The sequence below is a fragment of the Nafulsella turpanensis ZLM-10 genome, from assembly GCF_000346615.1.
In the GTDB taxonomy this organism is placed as follows: Bacteria; Bacteroidota; Bacteroidia; order Cytophagales; family Cyclobacteriaceae; genus Nafulsella; species Nafulsella turpanensis.
Genome location: NZ_ANNU01000074.1, coordinates 1 through 20,026, shown reverse-complemented (window position 1 = coordinate 20,026; position 20,026 = coordinate 1). Strand labels below are relative to the sequence as shown.

At 47.4% G+C, this 20,026-nt stretch carries 18 protein-coding genes and 1 pseudogene; 13 read left to right on the top strand and 6 right to left on the bottom strand.

Annotated features, from left to right (window positions below):
* Positions 1 to 18: 18 nt before the first annotated feature.
* On the top strand, positions 19 to 1,506 hold the full coding sequence (locus F752_RS0121770) for a helix-turn-helix domain-containing protein (protein ID WP_017733865.1): 1,488 nt from the start codon (positions 19 to 21) through the stop codon (positions 1,504 to 1,506).
* 61 nt (positions 1,507 to 1,567) lie between these two features.
* On the opposite strand, the gene F752_RS0121765 is transcribed toward F752_RS0121770, so the two are convergent.
* A complete protein-coding gene (locus F752_RS0121765) occupies positions 1,568 to 2,599 on the bottom strand; it encodes a tetratricopeptide repeat protein (protein ID WP_152425262.1) in 1,032 nt (343 codons plus the stop codon).
* A 645-nt stretch (positions 2,600 to 3,244) separates the two neighbouring features.
* Here F752_RS0121765 and F752_RS0121750 point away from each other — a divergent pair.
* From F752_RS0121750 to F752_RS0121705, 10 genes are read left to right on the top strand one after another with little or no spacing between them, the layout of a single operon-like run.
* A complete protein-coding gene (locus F752_RS0121750; protein ID WP_017733861.1) occupies positions 3,245 to 3,973 on the top strand; it encodes an SDR family oxidoreductase in 729 nt (242 codons plus the stop codon).
* 31 nt (positions 3,974 to 4,004) lie between these two features.
* Positions 4,005 to 5,123, top strand: a complete 1,119-nt coding sequence (locus F752_RS0121745) for an NAD-dependent epimerase/dehydratase family protein (RefSeq protein ID WP_017733860.1) — start codon at positions 4,005 to 4,007, stop codon at positions 5,121 to 5,123.
* A 46-nt stretch (positions 5,124 to 5,169) separates the two neighbouring features.
* Complete coding sequence (locus F752_RS0121740) at positions 5,170 to 7,182, top strand: GDP-mannose 4,6-dehydratase (protein ID WP_017733859.1); 2,013 nt, start codon at positions 5,170 to 5,172, stop codon at positions 7,180 to 7,182.
* 27 nt (positions 7,183 to 7,209) lie between these two features.
* Complete coding sequence (locus F752_RS0121735) at positions 7,210 to 8,232, top strand: MDR/zinc-dependent alcohol dehydrogenase-like family protein (RefSeq protein WP_017733858.1); 1,023 nt, start codon at positions 7,210 to 7,212, stop codon at positions 8,230 to 8,232.
* Positions 8,229 to 9,275 (top strand): Gfo/Idh/MocA family protein, encoded by a 1,047-nt coding sequence (locus F752_RS0121730; RefSeq protein ID WP_017733857.1) that lies wholly within the window; start codon positions 8,229 to 8,231, stop codon positions 9,273 to 9,275. Before F752_RS0121735 ends, F752_RS0121730 begins: the two co-directional genes overlap by 4 nt.
* Positions 9,244 to 10,443: a glycosyltransferase family 4 protein gene (locus F752_RS0121725; RefSeq protein WP_017733856.1), complete on the top strand. Its 1,200-nt coding sequence runs from the start codon at positions 9,244 to 9,246 to the stop codon at positions 10,441 to 10,443. Before F752_RS0121730 ends, F752_RS0121725 begins: the two co-directional genes overlap by 32 nt.
* Positions 10,444 to 10,449: 6 nt before the next feature.
* Complete coding sequence (locus F752_RS0121720) at positions 10,450 to 11,562, top strand: CgeB family protein (RefSeq protein ID WP_017733855.1); 1,113 nt, start codon at positions 10,450 to 10,452, stop codon at positions 11,560 to 11,562.
* Positions 11,563 to 11,611: 49 nt separating this feature from the next.
* Complete coding sequence (locus tag F752_RS0121715) at positions 11,612 to 12,691, top strand: CgeB family protein (protein WP_017733854.1); 1,080 nt, start codon at positions 11,612 to 11,614, stop codon at positions 12,689 to 12,691.
* On the top strand, positions 12,688 to 13,773 hold the full coding sequence (locus F752_RS0121710) for a CgeB family protein (protein ID WP_017733853.1): 1,086 nt from the start codon (positions 12,688 to 12,690) through the stop codon (positions 13,771 to 13,773). Before F752_RS0121715 ends, F752_RS0121710 begins: the two co-directional genes overlap by 4 nt.
* 15 nt (positions 13,774 to 13,788) lie before the next feature.
* Positions 13,789 to 14,589 carry a TIGR04290 family methyltransferase gene (locus F752_RS0121705; RefSeq protein ID WP_017733852.1) on the top strand — a complete coding sequence of 267 codons (801 nt, stop codon included), beginning with the start codon at positions 13,789 to 13,791 and terminating at the stop codon, positions 14,587 to 14,589.
* Positions 14,590 to 14,637: 48 nt separating this feature from the next.
* Here the strand turns inward: F752_RS0121705 and F752_RS0121700 are convergent, their stop codons facing one another.
* Complete coding sequence (locus tag F752_RS0121700; protein WP_017733851.1) at positions 14,638 to 15,663, bottom strand: YihY/virulence factor BrkB family protein; 1,026 nt, start codon at positions 15,661 to 15,663, stop codon at positions 14,638 to 14,640.
* Positions 15,664 to 15,968: 305 nt separating this feature from the next.
* On the opposite strand from F752_RS0121700, the gene F752_RS26355 reads away from it, so the two are divergent.
* Both F752_RS26355 and F752_RS0121685 read left to right on the top strand, forming a co-directional pair.
* Complete coding sequence (locus F752_RS26355) at positions 15,969 to 16,112, top strand: hypothetical protein (protein ID WP_160164150.1); 144 nt, start codon at positions 15,969 to 15,971, stop codon at positions 16,110 to 16,112.
* Positions 16,113 to 16,284: 172 nt separating this feature from the next.
* Positions 16,285 to 16,560: a hypothetical protein gene (locus tag F752_RS0121685; RefSeq protein ID WP_017733848.1), complete on the top strand. Its 276-nt coding sequence runs from the start codon at positions 16,285 to 16,287 to the stop codon at positions 16,558 to 16,560.
* 121 nt (positions 16,561 to 16,681) lie between these two features.
* Here F752_RS0121685 and F752_RS0121680 read toward each other — a convergent pair whose 3' ends face one another.
* The 4 genes and pseudogenes from F752_RS0121680 to F752_RS0121660 all read right to left on the bottom strand — a co-directional run bounded on the left by F752_RS0121680 (position 16,682) and on the right by F752_RS0121660 (position 19,929).
* Complete coding sequence (locus F752_RS0121680; RefSeq protein WP_017733847.1) at positions 16,682 to 17,218, bottom strand: YceI family protein; 537 nt, start codon at positions 17,216 to 17,218, stop codon at positions 16,682 to 16,684.
* 230 nt (positions 17,219 to 17,448) lie between these two features.
* Positions 17,449 to 18,216, bottom strand: a complete 768-nt coding sequence (locus F752_RS0121670) for a S1/P1 nuclease (protein WP_017733845.1) — start codon at positions 18,214 to 18,216, stop codon at positions 17,449 to 17,451.
* Positions 18,217 to 18,496: 280 nt separating this feature from the next.
* Positions 18,497 to 19,059, bottom strand: a pseudogene (locus F752_RS24850) (DUF4256 domain-containing protein).
* Positions 19,060 to 19,269: 210 nt separating this feature from the next.
* Positions 19,270 to 19,929: a hypothetical protein gene (locus F752_RS0121660; protein WP_017733843.1), complete on the bottom strand. Its 660-nt coding sequence runs from the start codon at positions 19,927 to 19,929 to the stop codon at positions 19,270 to 19,272.
* Positions 19,930 to 20,026: the final 97 nt, after the last annotated feature.

Here is a 20,026-nt window from a genome sequence, read left to right as displayed (position 1 = left end):
CCAAATGATTTTTTTCCCTTGACTGAAGAAACCATCCGCCTTATTTTTGGCCTTAAGCTCCGGCAACTCCGACTCGACCAGCAGCTTTCACTGAGTGAGGTTTCTAAAAAGAGCGGCATATCCGTAAGCTATTTGAATGAAATTGAGAAAGGAAAAAAATATCCTAAGGGCACGAAAATAGCCACCCTGGCTGAGGCCTTAGGCGTGGAGTATGATTACCTCGTTTCCCTGCAGCTCAGCAAAAAGCTGGCCCCGGTTTCGGAGCTCATCAATTCCAATATTCTCCAGGAGCTTCCGCTCGATATGTTCGGCATCGAAACAGCCGACCTTATTGAACTGCTGAGCAATGCCCCCGCAAAGCTGAGCGCTTTTGTAAGTACACTGGTCGAAATAAGCCGCAATTACGATATGCGGGTGGAGCATTTTTACTTTTCGGTACTTCGCTCTTACCAGGAAATGCACGAAAACTACTTCCCGGAGCTCGAAGAAGCAGCCAGGAAGTTTAAAGACACCTTTAAGCTCCCGAAGGAAGGGCCACTGGACGCCCAGCAGCTGGCACATTTACTGGAGCAGGAATTTAGATACCAGCTGGACCACCAGCAGCTTTCTCAAACCGAAAAACTCAGCCACCTTCGCACTGTTCTCCTCCCGGGCAAGGAACCCCTGCTTCTGTTAAACAGCAACCTGAATGAACGCCAGCTGGCTTTTGCTTATGGCCGGGAGCTGGCCTATAACTGGCTGGAAATTAAAAACCGCTCCTACACCACCAGCTGGGTAGAGGTCGATAGCTTTGAGGAAGTGCTCAATAATTTTAAAGCCTCTTATTTTAGCTGTGCTCTCCTGATGGACGAAGAGCATTTTGTAGCTGACGTAAAAAGCTGGCTGCAGCAAAGAGAATGGTCGCCTGAAAGTCTGGTACAACTGGCCGATCGTTACCGCGCCACTCCCGAAATGCTCATGCACCGCCTTACCAACATTCTCCCTAAATTCTTTGGTCTGCATGAGCTCTTTTTCCTGCGCTTTAACCACCCTCATGGTTCCGACGATTTTTACCTGACCAAGGAAATGCACCTGAGCGGGCTGCACAACCCCCATGCGAATATGCTGAACGAGCACTACTGCCGCCGCTGGGTATCGCTTACAATTTTTAAGGAACTGGAAGGGGAAAATAATTCCGGCGAACTCATTTGCCGTGCCCAACGCAGCAGGTATATAGGCTCGGAAAACGAGTACCTCTTAATTACGCTGGCAAAATCGCAATCGCCACAGCCCGACCGCAACAGCAGCCTTTCGCTGGGCCTGATGGTAAACGACAGTCTTAAACGCAAGCTTAAATGCTGGAACGATGCTTCCATACCGGTACGCTGGGTAAATGAAACCTGCGAGCGCTGCCCTGCTGTAGACTGCCAGGAAAGAGCTGCCGCGCCAAGGGTTTTGCAGGAAGAAAACAGGATTAATGAAATGAAATATGCCCTGCAGGAGCTAATGCAAAAAAAAGGGAAGTAAGCCTCGCCAAAAGTCTCACTCCCCCTTCAATTTTCCTGGTGTACCTAACACCTAAAACTGCCTATTCCTGAAACTGACACAATTCTTCGATGGCCTGCATACCAGCTGGCTCTTCCATTTCGGCAGAGCGATGCCAGTATTCACAGGCTTTCTCAATCTGGTTCTGGCGGTAGTAGAGCTCTCCAAGATAGTAGTAAGCTTCATCCAGAAAAGGATCCATCTCGAGCGCCTTGTTTAACATTTCCTCCGCCTCTACAAACTTTTCCTGGTACAACAGTAAAACTCCTTTATTCCGGTAAGCCCATGGATTCTGCTTATCCAGCTTCATGCTTAGCTCAATATCTTCCGCTGCTTTTTCATACTCACCAAGCTGGGTATAAATAAAACCCCGGTTATTCAGGAAATAAGGATTGCGAAAGCTCAGCTTTAATGCCGTATCTACAAGGCTCAGTGCCTCTTCATAATTCTTCTTCTCAATCATGAGCAGTGCCAGTGTATTATATGCATTCGGCTCATTATCCTTCAGCTTGATCGCCTTTTCCAAATCAGCCTCTGCGCCCGTAAAATCGCGCTCATACAACTTCACCACCCCTCTGTTAATGTAGGCTTCCGCATTCTTGGGGTTCAGCTGAATGGCTTTATCAAAAGCCAGCACCGCCGAATCATATTCATGCAAATTAGTAAAGGATATGCCTTTCGAGAAGAAAACATCTGCCGAATCGGTATACACCTGCTCTACCTGCCGCAGGTCCTGCAAAGATTCCTCCCACAGCCCCAGTTGCTGGTAAGCATGAGACCGGTTATAGAGGGCATCGGTAAAATCCGGCTTTATTTCCAGGGCAATCGTATAGTCTTCGAGCGCCTGCTTATATCTCCCCTGCTCATAGTAGGCAATTCCACGATTATTATAAGCATCTACATAATTACCGTCTACGGCAAGCGCATCTGTAAAATAACGAACCGCCTGCGAATAATTCTGCTCCTCCAGCTGTACATTCCCTCGGAATAGCAGTGCTTCACGCTGACTTTCCTGTTCATTAGCACAACTAAAAAAGAGCAAAAAACAAAGTGCGAATGGCAATAGTTTTTTCATATACTGAGGGTATTCAAATTTGCTCCAAATATACAGCTATGCCATGAAAGTGTATGCTAATCTTATCAGGAAAACAGGGGAAATCTCCCCGTACATTTTCTTCTGCATAAAATTTTGTCTATTTTGCATTGTATAATTTCTGTTTATTAAAGTTTAACAAGGAAGAAGAAGGGCTTTTACAGCCTTACTGGATGGCACCGGGAGCTGAAAATACCGGGGTAGCAGGCAAATCACCCAAAGCTCAACTGCTCCAGGCCCAGGATTTTTTAGCTATAAGAGACGTTTAGCAAACTGGTGTGAAAGGAATAAAAAAATAAGAAAGTCCCTTTCCAGCCGGAGAAAAAAGCAAACACCAACGCCCTGACATACAGCAGTTTATATTGCACAACTTAAATATTTGCCTGAAGAGTGCCATGAAGTTACCTTTTTCTCAGCAGTAAGAGCTCTTTTAAATTCTGCTGCTGAAGATGCAGCTTCTTCTTCAACCGCCAAACAATTTATAAACAAGGATGTTCTACAGTCAATAACAGCAGCTATTGCGCCTCATTTGGTCGGTTTCTGTTTTAAGTTATAGACAGGCAGTCAGCCAGCGTGGCTTTTTTTTATTTCTGCCAAAAACATTTTAACCTTAATTTTTCCAACTGATTGACAGTTACTGAAAAGCATACTCAATCGATTAATAAAAAAGTTGCCCTTGTAACCGGTGGTAGCGGAGGTATTGGCTATGCCATTGCCTGCCAGCTTGCAGGAGCCGGCGCCCATGTGGTAATTGCTGACATTAAAGCACCTGCCGCTGAAAATAAGGGCATATTGTATAAAGAAACAGATGTAACCAAGGCAGAATCAGTAGCTGAACTGTTCAGTTTTATGCATGGCCGGGGCATGATGCCCGATATTATTATTTCGAATGCAGGTCGTGGTATTGGGGAGCAACTGGCAGAAGGAGATCCGGAAAAGTGGCAGGAAATTTTTCAGCTGAATGTAATGGGGCACCTGCGGACCATTCGTTCTTTCCTGCCTTTAATGCAGGAAAAAGGGTCTACCAGGGACATTATTTTTATTTCCTCCGTAGCAGCCCGAAAGGCTTACCCCTGGGGTGGCGTTTATGCAGCCTCCAAGGCAGCATTACAGACCATCGCCGAAACCCTGCGGCTGGAGGTACAGCCCACCATCAGGGTCAGCAGTATACTGCCAGGTGCAGTCGATACCGCTTTTTTTGAAAATAGCATGGGAAGCAGCCAAACAGTCGATGAAATGGGCTGGGGTGCTTTGCAGGCTGAAGATGTAGCAGATGCTGTGCTGTATATATTAACAAGACCGGCCACGGTAGCCATTAATGAAATGACCATCCGGCCCACAGCACAGCCCTTTTAGTTTAACAGATTTTTAAAATTTTTTAACCTCTATGAGCAAACAAGTTTTAATTACAGGTGGTGCAGGCTTTATTGGCTCTCATCTTGCAAACGAACTCATCAATAATGGCTATCGGGTAAAAATCCTCGACAACCTTCTGGAACAGGTACACGGCAAAGATGCCGTCCGGCCGGACTATTTACACCCTGAGGCGGAGCTTATCCGGGGCGATGTACGCACTCGTAAAGATCTGATATCAGCCCTTGAGGGGGTGCAGCAGGTTTACCACTTCGCAGCCCGTGTGGGAGTTGGACAGAGCATGTATGAGATTCGGGAGTACACCGATGTAAACAATATGGGCACCGCCACTCTCCTGGAGGTTTTAATTGAAAATCCGGTCGAAAAACTGGTCGTCGCTTCCAGCATGAGCATCTATGGCGAAGGCATGTATGTCGATAGCTCCGGAAAAAGAACAGAAGGCTCTTCCAGAGGTAAAGAGCAGCTAAAAGAAGGTAAATGGGAGCTTTACGACGAGCAGGGCGAAGCGCTGAAGCCAGTGGCCACGCCCGAAAGCAAAAACCCCACCCTTGCCTCTGTATATGCGCTTTCGAAATACGACCAGGAGCGCCTGTGCCTGATGGTCGGCAGCGCCTATAACATCCCTACCGTGGCACTCAGGTTCTTCAATGCCTATGGTCCGCACCAGGCCCTGTCCAACCCTTATACCGGCGTGCTGGCCATTTTTGCCTCCCGCTTCCTGAACAACAAATCACCCCTCATTTTCGAAGACGGCCAGCAGCAGCGCGATTTCATTAGTGTTTACGACATTGCCCGCGCCTGCCGCCTGGCCATGGAAACCCCGGAAGCCGATGGAGAAGTGTTTAACGTTGGCAGCGGCCAGAGCTATACCATACAGGAAGTAGCGGAGAAAATGGCCAAAGTAATGAACAAGCAGGATATTAAACCTGAAATAACCGGCAAGTATCGTGTAGGCGATATACGCCACTGCTATGCCGATATCTCTAAAGCAAAAAGAATACTTGGTTTTGAGCCTTCTTATACCCTTGAGCAGGGAATGGAAGAATTGGCAGAATGGCTGAAGGGACAGATAGCCGTAGACAAGGTGGCCGATGCGAAACAGGAGCTCGAAGCAAGAGGGCTTACCGTTTAATTGCTGCCACTAATAAAGTCATTTTTACGGGATAAAATTTTATACCATGCGTAATATTCATAAAAAACCTGCTGTAGGCATTGTTCAGTGGTTTCATGTAGGAGAGAAAGATAAAGTAAGAAAAACTATTGAAGAATTGCTGGCATTAGGGGTTTCGCAGCTCCGCACAGGAATTTCCTGGGCCGACCTTTTTCGCCCCGAAGGCAAAGATTGGTATGACTGGCTACTGCCGGAACTTGCAGAACATTTCGAACTGCTCCCCTGCTTTACCTATACACCGCCTTCGCTCGGCTTAGAGGCCAAAGTGTCCTCTCCGCCCCGCAATACCAAGGATTATGCCGATATGCTGGACCTGCTCATTACCGACTATGGCCAGTATTTCGAATATATTGAGCTCTGGAATGAGCCCAACAATAAAACCGAGTGGGACTTTACCCTCGACATGGGCTGGCAAAAATTTGCCGATATGATTGGCAAAGCCGCTTACTGGGCCAAACAGCGGGGCAAGAAAACTGTGCTGGGTGGTATGAGCCCTATCGACCCCAGCTGGCTGAGCCTTATGGGTGACTATAAGTTGCTGGAACATATTGATGTAGTAGGCATACATGGCTTCCCCGATGTATTCGACTTTAGTTTCGAGGGCTGGCAGGAAAATATTAGCCGTGTTCGGGAGGTGATGGAACGGCACCAGTCATCCGCTCAACTATGGATTACAGAGTGCGGTTTTTCTACCTGGCAGTACAACGAACTAAAACAGGTGGAAGAGTTTAAGAAGTTACTCAACCTGCCGGTAGAAAGAGTTTACTGGTACTCCCTCTTCGACCTGCAGGCAGATATGAATACCATGGATGGCTTCCACCTGGATGAAAGAGAGTATCATTTCGGCATTAAAAAGTCGAATGGCACTCCTAAGCTCCTGCATACGCTCTGGAAAGACTATGGCACCGACAGCATTCCTGAAAAACATGACCTCCTGCAACCGCTAACAGTAGAACCAAATCCGGAGGAAAAACCTGTTTTAATAACAGGCGGTGCCGGCTTTGTGGGTACCAATATGGCCGATTATCTTCTTTCGCAGGATATCCCCGTAATTGTCATGGATAACCTGAGCCGTGCAGGCGTGCTCGACAACCTCCAGTGGCTTAAAAACAAGTGGAAAAACCGGGTACAAATCTGTATAGCCGATATCCGGAACCCGTATGAAGTAAAGAATGTGGTAAGAAAAGTTTCGCACATCTACCACTTTGCCGCCCAGGTAGCCGTAACCACTTCGGTAACAGAACCGGAAGAAGATTTTGAGGTGAACCTGCAGGGAACCATCAATATCCTTAATGCCATGAGGGAAATGGAGAACCCACCAAGCCTGTTGTTTACCTCCACCAATAAGGTATATGGGAACCTGGAAAACCTTCAACTGCAGGAGAATAAAACCAATTATACCCCCAGCAATCCTGCCTTTGCCAATGGCATAGACGAAGAGCAGCCGCTCGATTTCCACAGCCCTTATGGTTGTTCTAAAGGCTCTGCCGACCAGTATGTATGCGATTATTCCCGCATTTATAACCTGCCAACGGTGGTGTTCCGGATGAGTTGTATATATGGTCCGCACCAGTGCGGTACGGAGGATCAAGGCTGGGTGGCCAACTTCCTCATCAGGGCCATGAATGACCAGGGCATAAATATTTACGGGAATGGCAAACAGGTCCGTGACATTCTTTTTGTAGAGGACCTGGTAAATGCTATGGAACTGGCCAGGAAGAATATCGAGCAGTTTAAAGGTGAAGCCTTTAATATTGGCGGCGGGGCCGAAAATGCCGTAAGTCTGCTGGAAGTGCTGGACCTGATTGCCGATGCACAGGGTCAATACCCTTCCACCTCTTATGGCGACTGGCGCCCCGGTGACCAGTTCTATTATGTATCAGACTGCAGCAAGTTTAAAAAAGCGACTGGCTGGAGACCCGAAGTAAGCTATAAGAGCGGCATTAAAAAGCTGCACCAGTGGCTCCTAAACAAAAATGAGCAGAAACAGCCCAATCCTGTGCGGGCAGTAAAAATATAAATTCAATCTCTTTCTCAACCTAAAGTAATGCAGACATCGACTTTAAAAGAAAGTAAAGAAACATCAGCCGGAGCCCAATCGCTGCCCTCTACCATGGAGGCAGCGGTGTTTGCGGAGCCTGGTAAAATTGAAGTACAGGAAGTGGCGATACCTCAGCCCGCCGAAGACGAAATTCTGGTAAAGCTGGAAGGCTGCGGCGTATGTGCTTCCAACATTCCAAATTACGAAGGCCGCGACTGGTTCAATTATCCCATGGAAGCCGGGGCTCCCGGTCACGAAGGCTGGGGCGTAGTGGTAAAGACAGGCAGAAGGGTTACTAAATTTAAAACCGGCGAGCGTGTAGCCATGCTTTCTTATAAAGCCTATGCAGCCTACGATGTAGCCAAAGAAGAAGCTGCAATGAAGCTGGATGATAAACTGGCTGGTAAGCCCTTCCCTGGAGAACCCTTGGGCTGCGCCATCAATATATTTAACCGGAGTGATATTGAGTCCGGACAAACCGTTGCCATTGTAGGCATTGGCTTCCTGGGTGCCTTACTCACGCAGCTCTGCAAAGACAGAGGCGCCAAAGTCATAGCCATCAGCCGCCGCGACTATTCGCTTGAAGTAGCTAAAAGCTGCGGCGCCGACCATACTGTTCCGCTCCATGACCATTGGGAAATCATTAAAGAAGTAAAGAAAATTACCAGTGAAGAACTCTGCGACCGCGTAATTGAATGTACCGGCAAGGAATGGCCGCTCAACCTATCCGGCGAACTGCTGAAAAACCGTGGCAAATTGATTATCGCCGGTTTCCACCAGGATGGCATGCGTTCTGTCAACATACAGCAATGGAACTGGAAGGGACTGGACGTCATCAATGCGCATGAGCGAGAGCAGGAAAAGTACATGGAAGGCATGCGTGAGGCTGCCGGAGCAGTGGCAGAAGGCCGCATGAACCCTGAGCCCCTCTACACCCACCAGTTTTCACTGGACGAAACCCAAAAGGCCTTTGAGCACATAACCCAACGACCCGACGGATTTTTAAAAGCACTCATTACATTCTCATGAATCAGACGGCAGAAATTAACGATACAAAAGAACATAAAGCAGTAAAGACGAAAACAAAACTGGGCTTTTTAGGGGTGGGCTGGATTGGCCGCCACCGCATGGAAGGCATTGCCCGTAATGAGCAGATTGAAATCAGCGGCATTGTAGACCCCTCTGAAGAAAACAGCAAAGCAGCGCTCGAAACCGCTCCCGATGCACAGGTATACGACTCTTTCGAAGCCCTGCTGGAGTCAGATGTGGAAGGGATTGTCATTGCCACCCCAAGCGCCCTGCATGCCAAACAAAGCATTCAGGCACTCAAAAATGGCAAAGCCGTATTCTGCCAGAAACCACTGGCCCGCGATGCTGCCGAAACCAAAGCAGTAATCGATACTGCCCGCGAGCAGAACCTGCTGTTGGGTGTAGATCTCTCCTACCGCCATACCTGCTTCCGCCAGCTGTACGACATTGTACGAAAAGGGGAACTGGGCGATATTTATGCTGCAGAACTGGTATTCCACAATGCATGGGGGCCGGATAAAGAATGGTTTTATAAGCCGGAACTCTCCGGCGGTGGTTGTGTTATTGACTTAGGAATTCACCTCATCGACCTTGCCCTCTGGACACTCGATGCCCCACAGGTAAGAGATGTACGCAGTAACCTTTATGCAGGTGGAAAGCCCCTCGCTAATCCGGCCGAACAGGTGGAGGATTATGCCACGGCACTCATGAACCTGAAGCATGCCAACGGGAAGGCAACTTCCCTGCAGCTCACCTGCTCATGGAACCTGCCTGCAGGCCAGGAAGCAGATATACAGCTGAACTTTTATGGAACAGAGGGAGGGGTAGCCTTCCGGAATATCAACGGGTCTTTCTACGATTTCAAGGCCCTTCGCTTCAACCGTACTCAGCAGGAAACTCTTTTCGAAGGAGCCGACGATTGGGGTGCCAGAGCTGCCGCTGACTGGGCCAAACGCTTAGCCGCCGGCGAAAAATTCGATTCAGAAACAGAAACTTTAATTGATGTCGCGCATGTACTCGACCGCATTTATGGCCGGTCCTGAGCAGAAACCTCTAAGGCTGCTCATGACGGCCGACACCCTTGGCGGTGTCTGGACCTATGCCATTGACCTTATCAAAGGCCTGCAGCCTTTTGGAGTAAAGGTCCATCTGGCCACCATGGGTAAGCCCCTTACCCCAAGTCAGCGCAGAGAAGCCTCGGCACTTCATAACCTCTGGGTACACGAAAGCAGCTTTCAGCTGGAGTGGATGGATAACCCCTGGGAAGAAGTGGAAAAAGCCGGCGACTGGCTTATTTCGCTGGAAGAGGAAATCCAGCCCGACATCATTCATTTAAACAACTACTGCCACGGCAACTACCCATGGCAGGCGCCCGTGCTCATGGTGGGCCATTCCTGCGTACTCTCCTGGTGGCAGGCCGTAAAAGGAGAAATGGCCCCGGAAAGATACCATACCTATGCCACGAGCGTAAAGGAAGGCCTTAAATCGGCCGACAAAGTAGTAGCGCCTACGAAGGCCTTTATGGAAGACCTGCAGCGCCTGTATGGACCATTCGAAAAGCTGGTCGTTATTGCCAATGCACGTAGGAAAGACCGCTTTTACGCCACTAAAAAAGAAAACTTTATCCTGAGCATGGGCCGTCTCTGGGATGAAGCCAAAAACATATCGGCCTTTGAAGGTATTGCAGAAGGTTTGGACTGGCCGGTTGAAGTGGCCGGTCCTGCCGAACATCCATCCGGCGGAAAGAATGCAGATTACCGGAACCTTAAGTTTCTGGGAGAGCTGGATGCACAGGCTGTCCGTTTCAAACTTTCTCAGGCAGCTATTTATGCCCTGCCCGCCCGCTATGAGCCTTTTGGTCTGAGCGTACTGGAAGCAGGTCTTTCTGCCTGTGCACTGGTGCTGGGCGATATTCCGAGCCTGCGCGAAAACTGGGAGGGTGCCGCCCTGTTTGCCAATCCGGATGAGCCGGAAGAGCTAAAAGACAAAATCAGCTACCTGATTAAAAACCCCCGCCTCTGCCAGCGCATGGGAGGTTTGGCTCGCCAGAAGGCTATGAAGTTCGATATTCATCAGCAGGCTCAACAGTATCTGCAGCAGTATCAGCAACTCCTGGCTCACAGAGCAGAAAACCGCCAGCAGAATACAACAAGGACTGCTTCTGCAGGAACACCTACTACAACTAACCCTTTCTTAAAGGAGAAAATATAAAGCCACATGAAGATAAAACTTTTTTACCACTCACTCATTTCTGACTGGAACCATGGAAATGCCCATTTTTTAAGGGGAATTGTGGCCGAACTCCAGGACAGAGGCCATGACGTTCAGCTATTCGAACCTTCAGATGGCTGGAGCTACACCAATTTAGTGAAGGAACACGGCGGGGAAGCAGTTCAGAACTTCAAAAAATATTTCCCGAAGCTGTCTACCAACTTCTATTTCCCCGGCGATGTCGATTTTGCCGAACTGGTGCAGGATGCCGACCTGGTAATTGTGCATGAGTGGAATGAAGGAGAGCTCGTTCAAAAGATAGGAGAACTGAAAGAACAGTTTGGTTATAAACTGCTCTTCCACGATACCCACCACCGCTCTGTTTCCGCCCCGGAAGATATGGCCCGCTACGACCTTAGTAAGTATGACGGCGTGCTGGCCTTCGGCGATGTTATCCGCGACCTGTACAAGGAAAAAGGATGGGCCCAAAACGTCTGGACCTGGCACGAAGCAGCCGACACCCGCCTGTTTTACCCACGTGCCGCCGAAGAGAAAAAAGGCGACCTGGTATGGATTGGCAACTGGGGCGACGATGAGCGGGAAGAGGAACTGGAAGAATTCCTCATTAATCCTGTAAAGGAACTGGGGCTTAAAGCCACCATCTATGGCGTCCGTTATCCGGAACATGCGCTGCAGAAATTGAAAGATGCCGGTATTACCTATGGCGGCTGGTTGCCCAATCATAAAGTACCGGAAGTGTTCAGCCAGTACAGACTCACCGTTCACGTGCCGCGGCGCTACTATACCCAGTCGCTTCCGGGCATCCCCACCATTCGTCCGTTTGAGGCCATGGCCTGCTGCATACCGCTTATCTCTTCTCCATGGACCGATAGCGAAGGCTTATTCGAAGAAGGCAAAGACTTTTTAATGGTGCAAAACGGAGAGGAAATGAAAGAAACCATGAAGGAGTTGCTTTCGAATCCGCACAAAGCCCGAAACCTATGCACCAATGGACTCAATACCATCCGCGCAAAGCATACCTGTGCCATCCGGGTAAATGAGCTGATGGATATACTGGAGGAGCTCCGGCAGCAGGAGGTATCTTTCGAAAAAGTCTAGGCAGCGCCGGTTTTCAGAATAAAATTTTTGCTCTTAAACCAACAGATTTATGAAGATTGCATTTTTTGGCTCCTCACTCGTATCGGCCTACTGGAACGGTGCAGCCACCTATTACAGGGGCATCATCAGCGCCCTGCACCAGCGGGGGCATAAGGTAACCTTTTACGAACCCGATGCTTTTGAGCGCCAGCAAAACAGAGATATACCAGACCCTGATTATGCCACCGTTAGGGTATATGAACCGACGGAAAAAGCCGCCCGCAAAATGCTGGAAGAGGCTTCCGATGCCGACCTGCTGGTAAAAGCCAGTGGCGTAGGTGTACTGGACGAGTTTCTGGAGAAAGAAGTGCTCGCACACCGGAAAGAAAGTCAGCTGGCGGCATTTTGGGATGTGGATGCCCCAGCCACTTTGCACAAGGTAAAAACAACAGAAAATGACCCCTTCCGCGCCCTTATTCCGCAGTACGACTATATCTTTACGTATGGAGGCGGTGAGCCGGTCATTCAGCAGTATAAAGCCTTAGGCGCCAAAGAATGTGTGCCGATTTACAATGCCCTCGACCCCGAAACCCACCATCCGGTAGCGCCAAAGGAGAAATTCAGCTGCGATGCGGCTTTCCTTGGAAATCGCCTGCCAGACCGTGAACATCGGGTAGAGGAATTCTTCCTGAAAGCTGCGGCCAGCCTTCCCGATCACACCTTTATTTTAGGCGGAAGCGGCTGGGGCGATAAGCCCATGAGCGAAAATGTTGACTACATCGGCCATGTAGGCACCAACGACCACAATGCCTTTAACTGTACACCCAAAGCGGTACTCAACATTTGCCGCGACAGCATGGCCACCAACGGCTTCTCCCCTGCCACCCGTGTTTTCGAAGCCGCAGGCGCCGGTGCCTGTATCATCACCGATTATTGGGAAGGAATTCCTACCTTCCTGGAACCTGATAAGGAAATTCTGGTGGCCCGTAATGGCGAGGAAGTAGCGAAAATCCTTCGGGAACTTACCCCGGAAAGAGCCAGGACCATTGGCCAGGCTGCGCTTAAAAGAGTGCTCTCTGAACATACCTACGCCCACCGTGCGAAGGAATTTGAACAGGTTTTAGAACAAAATAAAAAGGTAGAAGCATGAACAACAAATCTCTCGACATCGTCATTATCGGCCTCACCATTACCTCCTCCTGGGGCAACGGACATGCCACCACCTACCGCAGTCTGCTGAAGGAATTTAAGAAAAGAGGCCATAACATCTTGTTTTTAGAGCACGACAAGCCCTGGTATGCCTCTCAGCGCGACCTTCCGAACCCCTCCTACTGCGATACCCGCCTCTACCAGAGTGTGGAGGAGCTGAAGGAGCAGTATGCCGAAAAGGTAAAAAATGCCGACATGGTCATTGTAGGCTCTTATGTACCGGAAGGAAAAACGGTTGGCCAGTGGGTCATCAACACCGCACAGGGCATTAAAGCCTTTTACGACATCGATACGCCCGTTACCATCTCCAAAGTGCTGCAGGAAGGCTGCGACTACCTCGATAAATCGCTTATTCAGCAGTATGACCTCTACCTGTCGTTCTCAGGCGGTCTGGTGCTGGAGTACCTCGAGAAAGAGTTAGGATCTCCTCTTGCAAGGCCACTTTACTGCTCAGTAGACCCTGACGATTACTACCAGGAGCCCATTACCCCGAAAATATACGACCTGGGCTATATGGGCACCTATTCCGATGACCGGCAGCCACCGCTGGAGCACCTGATGCTGGATGCAGCACGTCAGTGGCCCGAAGGCCGATTTATTGTAGCCGGTCCTCAGTACCCCGACAGCATCAAATGGCCTGCCAATACTCAGCGAATAGAGCACCTCCCTCCTGCCGAGCACCGGCACTTTTACAACCAGCAGCGATTCACCCAGAATATTACCCGGCAGGATATGATTAATATGGGCTACTCGCCCAGCGTTCGTCTTTTCGAGGCAGCGGCCTGCGGAACGCCCATCATCAGCGATTACTGGAAAGGCCTGGAAACGTATTTCCGCCTCGATGAAGAAATCCTGATCAGCCGCACTCCGGAAGATACCCTGAGGTACATCAAGGACATGCCTGAAGAAGAAAGGCTGGAAATCGGAAGGCGCGCCCAGAAGGTAGTACTCCGCTACCATACCGCGGCCGTGAGAGCACAGGAGCTGGAAAGCTATGCGCTGGAAATGTTGAAACCTGCTTAAACCACTTTTTAATCTATGAGTACACTCGAAAAAGAAATAGAAGAATTAAAACCATGGTTCCATAACCTTCACCTGCCACAGGGCATCCAGACTGCCCCTGACCACTGGCTGGGAAACTTCCCGGAATTTAAATGGAAGGAAATTGCCGACCATATTCCGCAGGACCTTAGCGGCTGGCGGGTACTAGATGTAGGCTGCAATGCCGGATTTTACAGCTTTGAGCTTGCCAAACGAGGTGCCGATGTATTAGGCATTGATGTGGACACTCATTACCTGAAACAGGCAGAGTGGGCCGCTGAAAAGCTGGGGCTGCAGGACAAGGTGGAGTTTAAGCAGATGCAGGTATATGACCTGGCGCGGGAAGATGAGCAGTTCGACCTCATCTGGTTTATGGGTGTTTTGTACCACCTCCGTTACCCGATGCTGGCCCTCGATATCCTGGCCGAAAAGAATAAAGATATGATGGTATTCCAGACCCTGAGTATGCCGGGCGATACCAGCGAAGAGAACACCTACGACCGGCAGATAAATGACCGGCAGGACCTACTGAAGGATGGCTGGCCGAAAATGGCTTTTATCGAGCATAAATTTGCCGGCGACCCAACCAACTGGTGGCTGCCTAACCACGCCGGCATCGAGGCCATGCTGCGCTCCTGCGGCTATACCATTGAATCCCGCCCCGGCCATGAAATTTATGTGGCACGGAAGGATGAGCAGAACCAGAGCAGCCTTCATACCTGGAACCGCAGCGAATACCAGTCTGCCACGCAGCAGGACTGGCAGGCAGCAGTGGAAGCTAAAATAAAGAACAAATAAAAATACTTAGAATAAGCCTCTTAGGCCTTACCAAAGGTAAAAGGAGGCTTATTCATCTTTGTTTTCCTCTCCTTCCTTATTTATCTTTTTCACTTCATAGTCCTCCTCCAGGGCCTTCTTCACTTTCTCACTCTTCACTTTTACATATTCCGCACTATCGCCCAGCTTACGCCTGTAATAATCGGTCGTTTTAACCGCATATTTTTTGGGTGTTATTTTGGTGCCAAACCGCTGGGTGTATACTGCTGTAAAGGCTGCTCCTAAAAAAAATACCAGACTACCATACGAAGCCCACAATAAAATAAGAATAATGGCACTGGCAGCCCCATAGGCCGAAGCAGGATCTGCAATGGTTAAATACTGACTAATGAGTACCTTCCCTCCCACGAAGAGCAAAGCCGTAACAAGGGAACCAATCCATACATCGCGCCAGGCAATTTTAGCATCTGGCAGCACCTTGTAAATAGTTGCAAATAAGAGGGTAATGATAAAAAGACTGATCAGGAAGTTAACCAGGTCCACCAGGTAAGTAGAATAGCCTGAGAAGAAGTCGGGAATATATGCACTAAGGGCACTTACCACTGTGGAAGCAATAATAGAAACGAGCAGCAGGGAACCAATCACCAGAATAATGGTAAAAGAAAACAGCCTGTCCAGTATTACATGCAGCCATGCTTTTTCCGGCACGGCCTTCAGCTCCCATATATCGTTCAGGCTTATCTTCAGATGAAAGAACAAACCGGTAGCAGCAAAAATAAGTGAGCCTATACCGACCACCGTTGCAACTAAACTTGTTTCACCCTGATTAGCATTTTTAATAATTTGCTGTACCTGCCTTGCTCCTTCACTCCCAATCAGCTCCCGCAGCTCTCCATATACTTCTCCTCTTATTGCTTCGGGCCCATAAAACTGTCCTACCAGGTAAAAAATGATTACGAACAGTCCTGGCAGGGAAAAGACAGCATAGTAGGCGATTACGGCACTTAAGCGAAAGGGGTCATTATCCATCCAGCGGTTATAGGTAGCCGTTAAAACTGACCAGACTGTGCCAGCCCTTTTTCTTCCTCTTCTCATCTGCCCTTTTCTTCAGTTTCTCTCATAGCAATTTCTTGAATGATGGCTGCTCCAGCCTCCATTAAACTGAAAGGCAGGATTACCATTATAAAATGTCAGGAACAACCCATCTCCCTGAGCCATTAGCTGAGCCTGGTAGCCTTGAATGAATGTTCCATACTGCAACAGCCTTTGGAAAAGCTTCAACCGCCCATGTCTCTCCTGTTTATACGAGCGGCTGCCATCCTCCATAGTAACCGCGGAAGATTTTAGATGTTTAAAGAAGAAATTTCATCATTTAACAGTTTAATGGCAAAGGCCAAAGGTTGGCAAAGTGTCACTCCTATACCCAAAGCGTAAGTATTAAGGCTGGTAACTGGAGAGATGATGAGCAGATAAACCAGATGCAGAAGACTTTTCCCCTGCAAAACACCTACTGCTCCGCTCCTCTCGGGCAATACACCAGTTAAAGGTTTTACACTTGGCAATTTAAGGTTTCTTAAGTCAAACAAAATAGCTGAATTATCGTATATACAAAGGCATTTTTTAAAACACACCTATATTTTTTAAACTAAATTTTTTCCTATGTCTTACAATATATATACGAATCTATTTTACGAACAAACCATAAGCAGCAACGTTATGAGTGAATCAAAAAAAACAACCGATCGGCAAGCCATTAAAAGATGGGCCGAAGAACGCAAAGGCATTCCTACTTTCGTAAAAGGAACAGAAAGTGAGGATAGTGGCGTGTTAAGGATTCATTTTCCGCAGGCCAGCGACAATGATAAAAGCTTTGATAAAATTGACTGGGACCAGTTTTTCGAAACATTTGAAGAGAAAAACCTGGCCATGCTATACCAGGAAGAAAAGGAGAATGGCGAAAAAAGCACCTTTCACAAATTCGTTAATCGCTAATAGCATCCAGCCGATTTACTTCGGCCTGCGGAGGGCTTATCAGCCAAAAAGAAAAATCATTTCGCAGAAATAAAAAAACCAGCTCCGTTCAGAAGCTGGTTTCTTGTTCAATAGCTGGTAACTATTTTTGCTTTACCAGCTGTATTTCAGCATGCAGACGAATGTCATTGCTGACTACTACACTTCCTGCTTCTGTTACTGCATCCCAGGTAAGGCCAAAATCTTTACGGTTTATTTTACCATCTATCGTAAAACCAGCCTTTGTATTGCCATAAGGGTCTTCTACTATACCGCCAAATTCAACATTAACGGTAACGGGCTTTGTGGTTTCGCGAATGGTAAGATCCCCATGGAGCTTATATTCATCTCCTGATACTTTCTCATACTTTTTGCCCACAAATTTAACTTGCTGGTGGTTGGCCGCATCAAAAAAGTCGGGCGACTTCAGGTGGGTATCGCGCTGCTCATTATTAGTATTAATGGAATCGACATCGGCTGTAAAAACAATGTTGGAGGCTTTCTCGAAGTCATCTCCTTCTGTTTCTGCTTCAACATTAAACTTGCTGAAATAGCCGGTTACGTTGGTAATCATCAGGTGCTTTACCTTAAACTGAACTTCGCTGTGGGTTGGGTCAACTGACCATTTTACATTTGCCATTTTCTTGCTGGTTTATGATTAAAAATAATTACAATGTTTCTAAAATTATTCAGGCAGAAATTAGTCTATCTTTTGGATTAGACTTTCATCTTACCCCCATGCAAAGTAACGGATTTTCTACATTAAAGTTTAAACATTGATTATTTTTCTTTTTCAATTCATAAAACCAATCCAAAAAAAAGCGGAACAGCATGATTGCTGTCCCGCCTGGTGCTTTAGCGCTAAATGCTTTAGCCGTAAATCTCATTTAACAGGCCAGCCAACCGAACCCCGGCCTGCAGCAGGCGTTTTTCTACCACATCATAATGCTCGTACATATACTGGTAGCCTAAGCGGCCGTTCTCCGGCAGTTCATAAGCTTCCGGAAGGTAGGCGGCCGATTCGTAGGCCCAGTCCCTAACGGAGGTAGACTGCCACTGTTTTACCTGGCTCTTTTCCGGCTCTCCTAAAAAGCGGGCAATTTCCGTAAAGCTTAAGTCTTTGCTGTCGATCATTTCGCTGTCCCACACCCGGTGCAGGTTAGAGCGGTCGCCAAACCATTCCACCTTCACGGCGTTTCCACCCGCATCTTCGCCGGTACCGACGTGCATAGGCTGGTGCAAATCGCCCACCAGGTGGACCAGGAATTTAAGATACTCTTCCTCCTGCTCAGCGGTCAATCCTCCTTTTTTCAGGGCCGACACAATCTCTTCAATCTTCATGATGAGGTCGCCATTGGGGTTCTTCTCTGTGTCCTCGTACTTCATCTGAGGCGGAACGGTTACCCAGTGCCAGTCGTGTGTATGGTCATAGGCATCGTCCGATTTAATGTCATCCATCCACACCGAAACCTCTGCCAGAGAATTCTCATCCAGCAACTGCATAATTTTCTTTTTAGCCTTCTTGCTTAGGTGCTGTTGTGCTACCAGCCCAACGACGCGGTGCCCGTTCTGACCCCAGGCATAGGCCTGTCCGATAAAGAGAGGAAGCAGCAAACAGAGACTTAATACTTTTTTCATTGTTTCGTTCTTTAGTGCAATAAACTAGAGCAAAAATAAGGCCTTTATTTTATGTTGGAAGAGAAACAAATAATAAATTATCAATTACCTACATCACCCAAAGGCTCTTTCCTGCAGAATTCAAGCCATTGTTGCCTCAGTTAACGGTCTTAAACCCTAAGTTTCCCTTTGAGATGCAATGCTCTTCCAGCGTATTAACAGGAGTGGGTTCCTTTTAAAAAGGAAGGACAAGCACTCCTGCCCATCATTGATTATTTTCAATTTGCGATTTGGCGAAGCTTTAAACTCTTAATGAGCCACGGAATCCTCTGGCTGCATAGTAAGATTGAGCACCATTGTGGTACACGAAAATATGGTCGTAGCGGAAATCAGCAAAAAGGGCCCCACCGAGCTTTCTTATCCCGGAAGGGTTTGAATCCAGCTCGATGTTTTAGTGTCAAATTTTCCGATCTTCTGCAATTCCCTGTATTGCTCTTCCGATAAAATCTCTATTCCCATGGCAGCAGCCATATCCATCGCATTATTCTTCGGTTTATGCTCTTTCCTGGACTCCAGCCCCTGGCGATCATAACAAACATTTCGGCGGCCTTTAGGGCTTTCCGCTGAACAATCATAAAAAATAAATTCGCCTGTCTTCTGGTCATAGCCTACCACATCCGGTTCACCGCCAGTTCTCTCCATCTCATTGAGCGACCACAGTTTTTCAGGATTAGCCTCCAGCTTTGCCTGTACATCAGCCCATTTCATCCCTTGGTGGCGGCTCATATTCTTCTCAAAACGGCCTTTTAATATGGAAAGCAGTTCTCCCTTTTGCTCTGGTGATAACTCATTTTTATGTTCCATGACTTATAATTTACAGAAGGCTTTGAACTCTGAATTAAACTCTTTTCAATAATTATTCACCAGTTATACAGCCATACGGTTGGCAAACTGGGTGTTGGGCATTTTATGGCACGTCAGTTCCAGGGTGCTGTTAAGTTTGTAAACGGCTGTGATGCCTGCGTCTACAGGTATATGCCCAATAACCTGTTTGTTGGGTTGTGCACAGTATAATTATATCATATCAAAGAAATCCCAAATTCTGTCATCCTCTTCTAGCCTTATGGCATTATTAGTAGCCACCTCAAAATTTGTCCCAACTAAAGTGGCTGTTATTTCTCCTCCATATAAATTCACAAGACCAAAATCTTTAGTTTCTGTTATTATACTTTCTGGAAACAAACCATCAAAATCCCTATCTATTATGTGAAACAAATCATCTATGTTTCTCGCCCTATCATTTAATTCATCTTGGTATTTATTCCCTCTAACTTGAACTAACTTTTCCTTACCAATTTGCAAAAGTCTCAAAATGTCATAGCAAAAATATATTGAACAATCTTTATTAAGCAGGAAATCATCGAACACAAATTTTAAATGTTCAAGCCTTAGGTTGCTACCAATTATTACCTTAAAGTAGTTGCTGTAATCCCTTTTATAGGTTTTTTCAGTTTCAACAATAAGGTCTGTAATTGTTCGGATGGATGATTTAAGTTTGTTTTCGGCTTTAAATTCACCTACTGTTACAACTTTGTTATTACTAATAATTATCGGGTTTGGAACACAATAATATGACTTGAAAGTCCATTTAAACCAATCTTGATATTTTTCAGGGTAGACTGCTTTTCCGTCACGAAAATATTTAGGTATTACTAAGTCACCGTGAATCTTCATGTCATTTAAAGGTCATATATTGTGCACAACTTTACAGGGTTTTATGCAAAGTCTGAGCAAAAAAATAAGAGATAAAGAGGAGAAAACCTAATGGTGT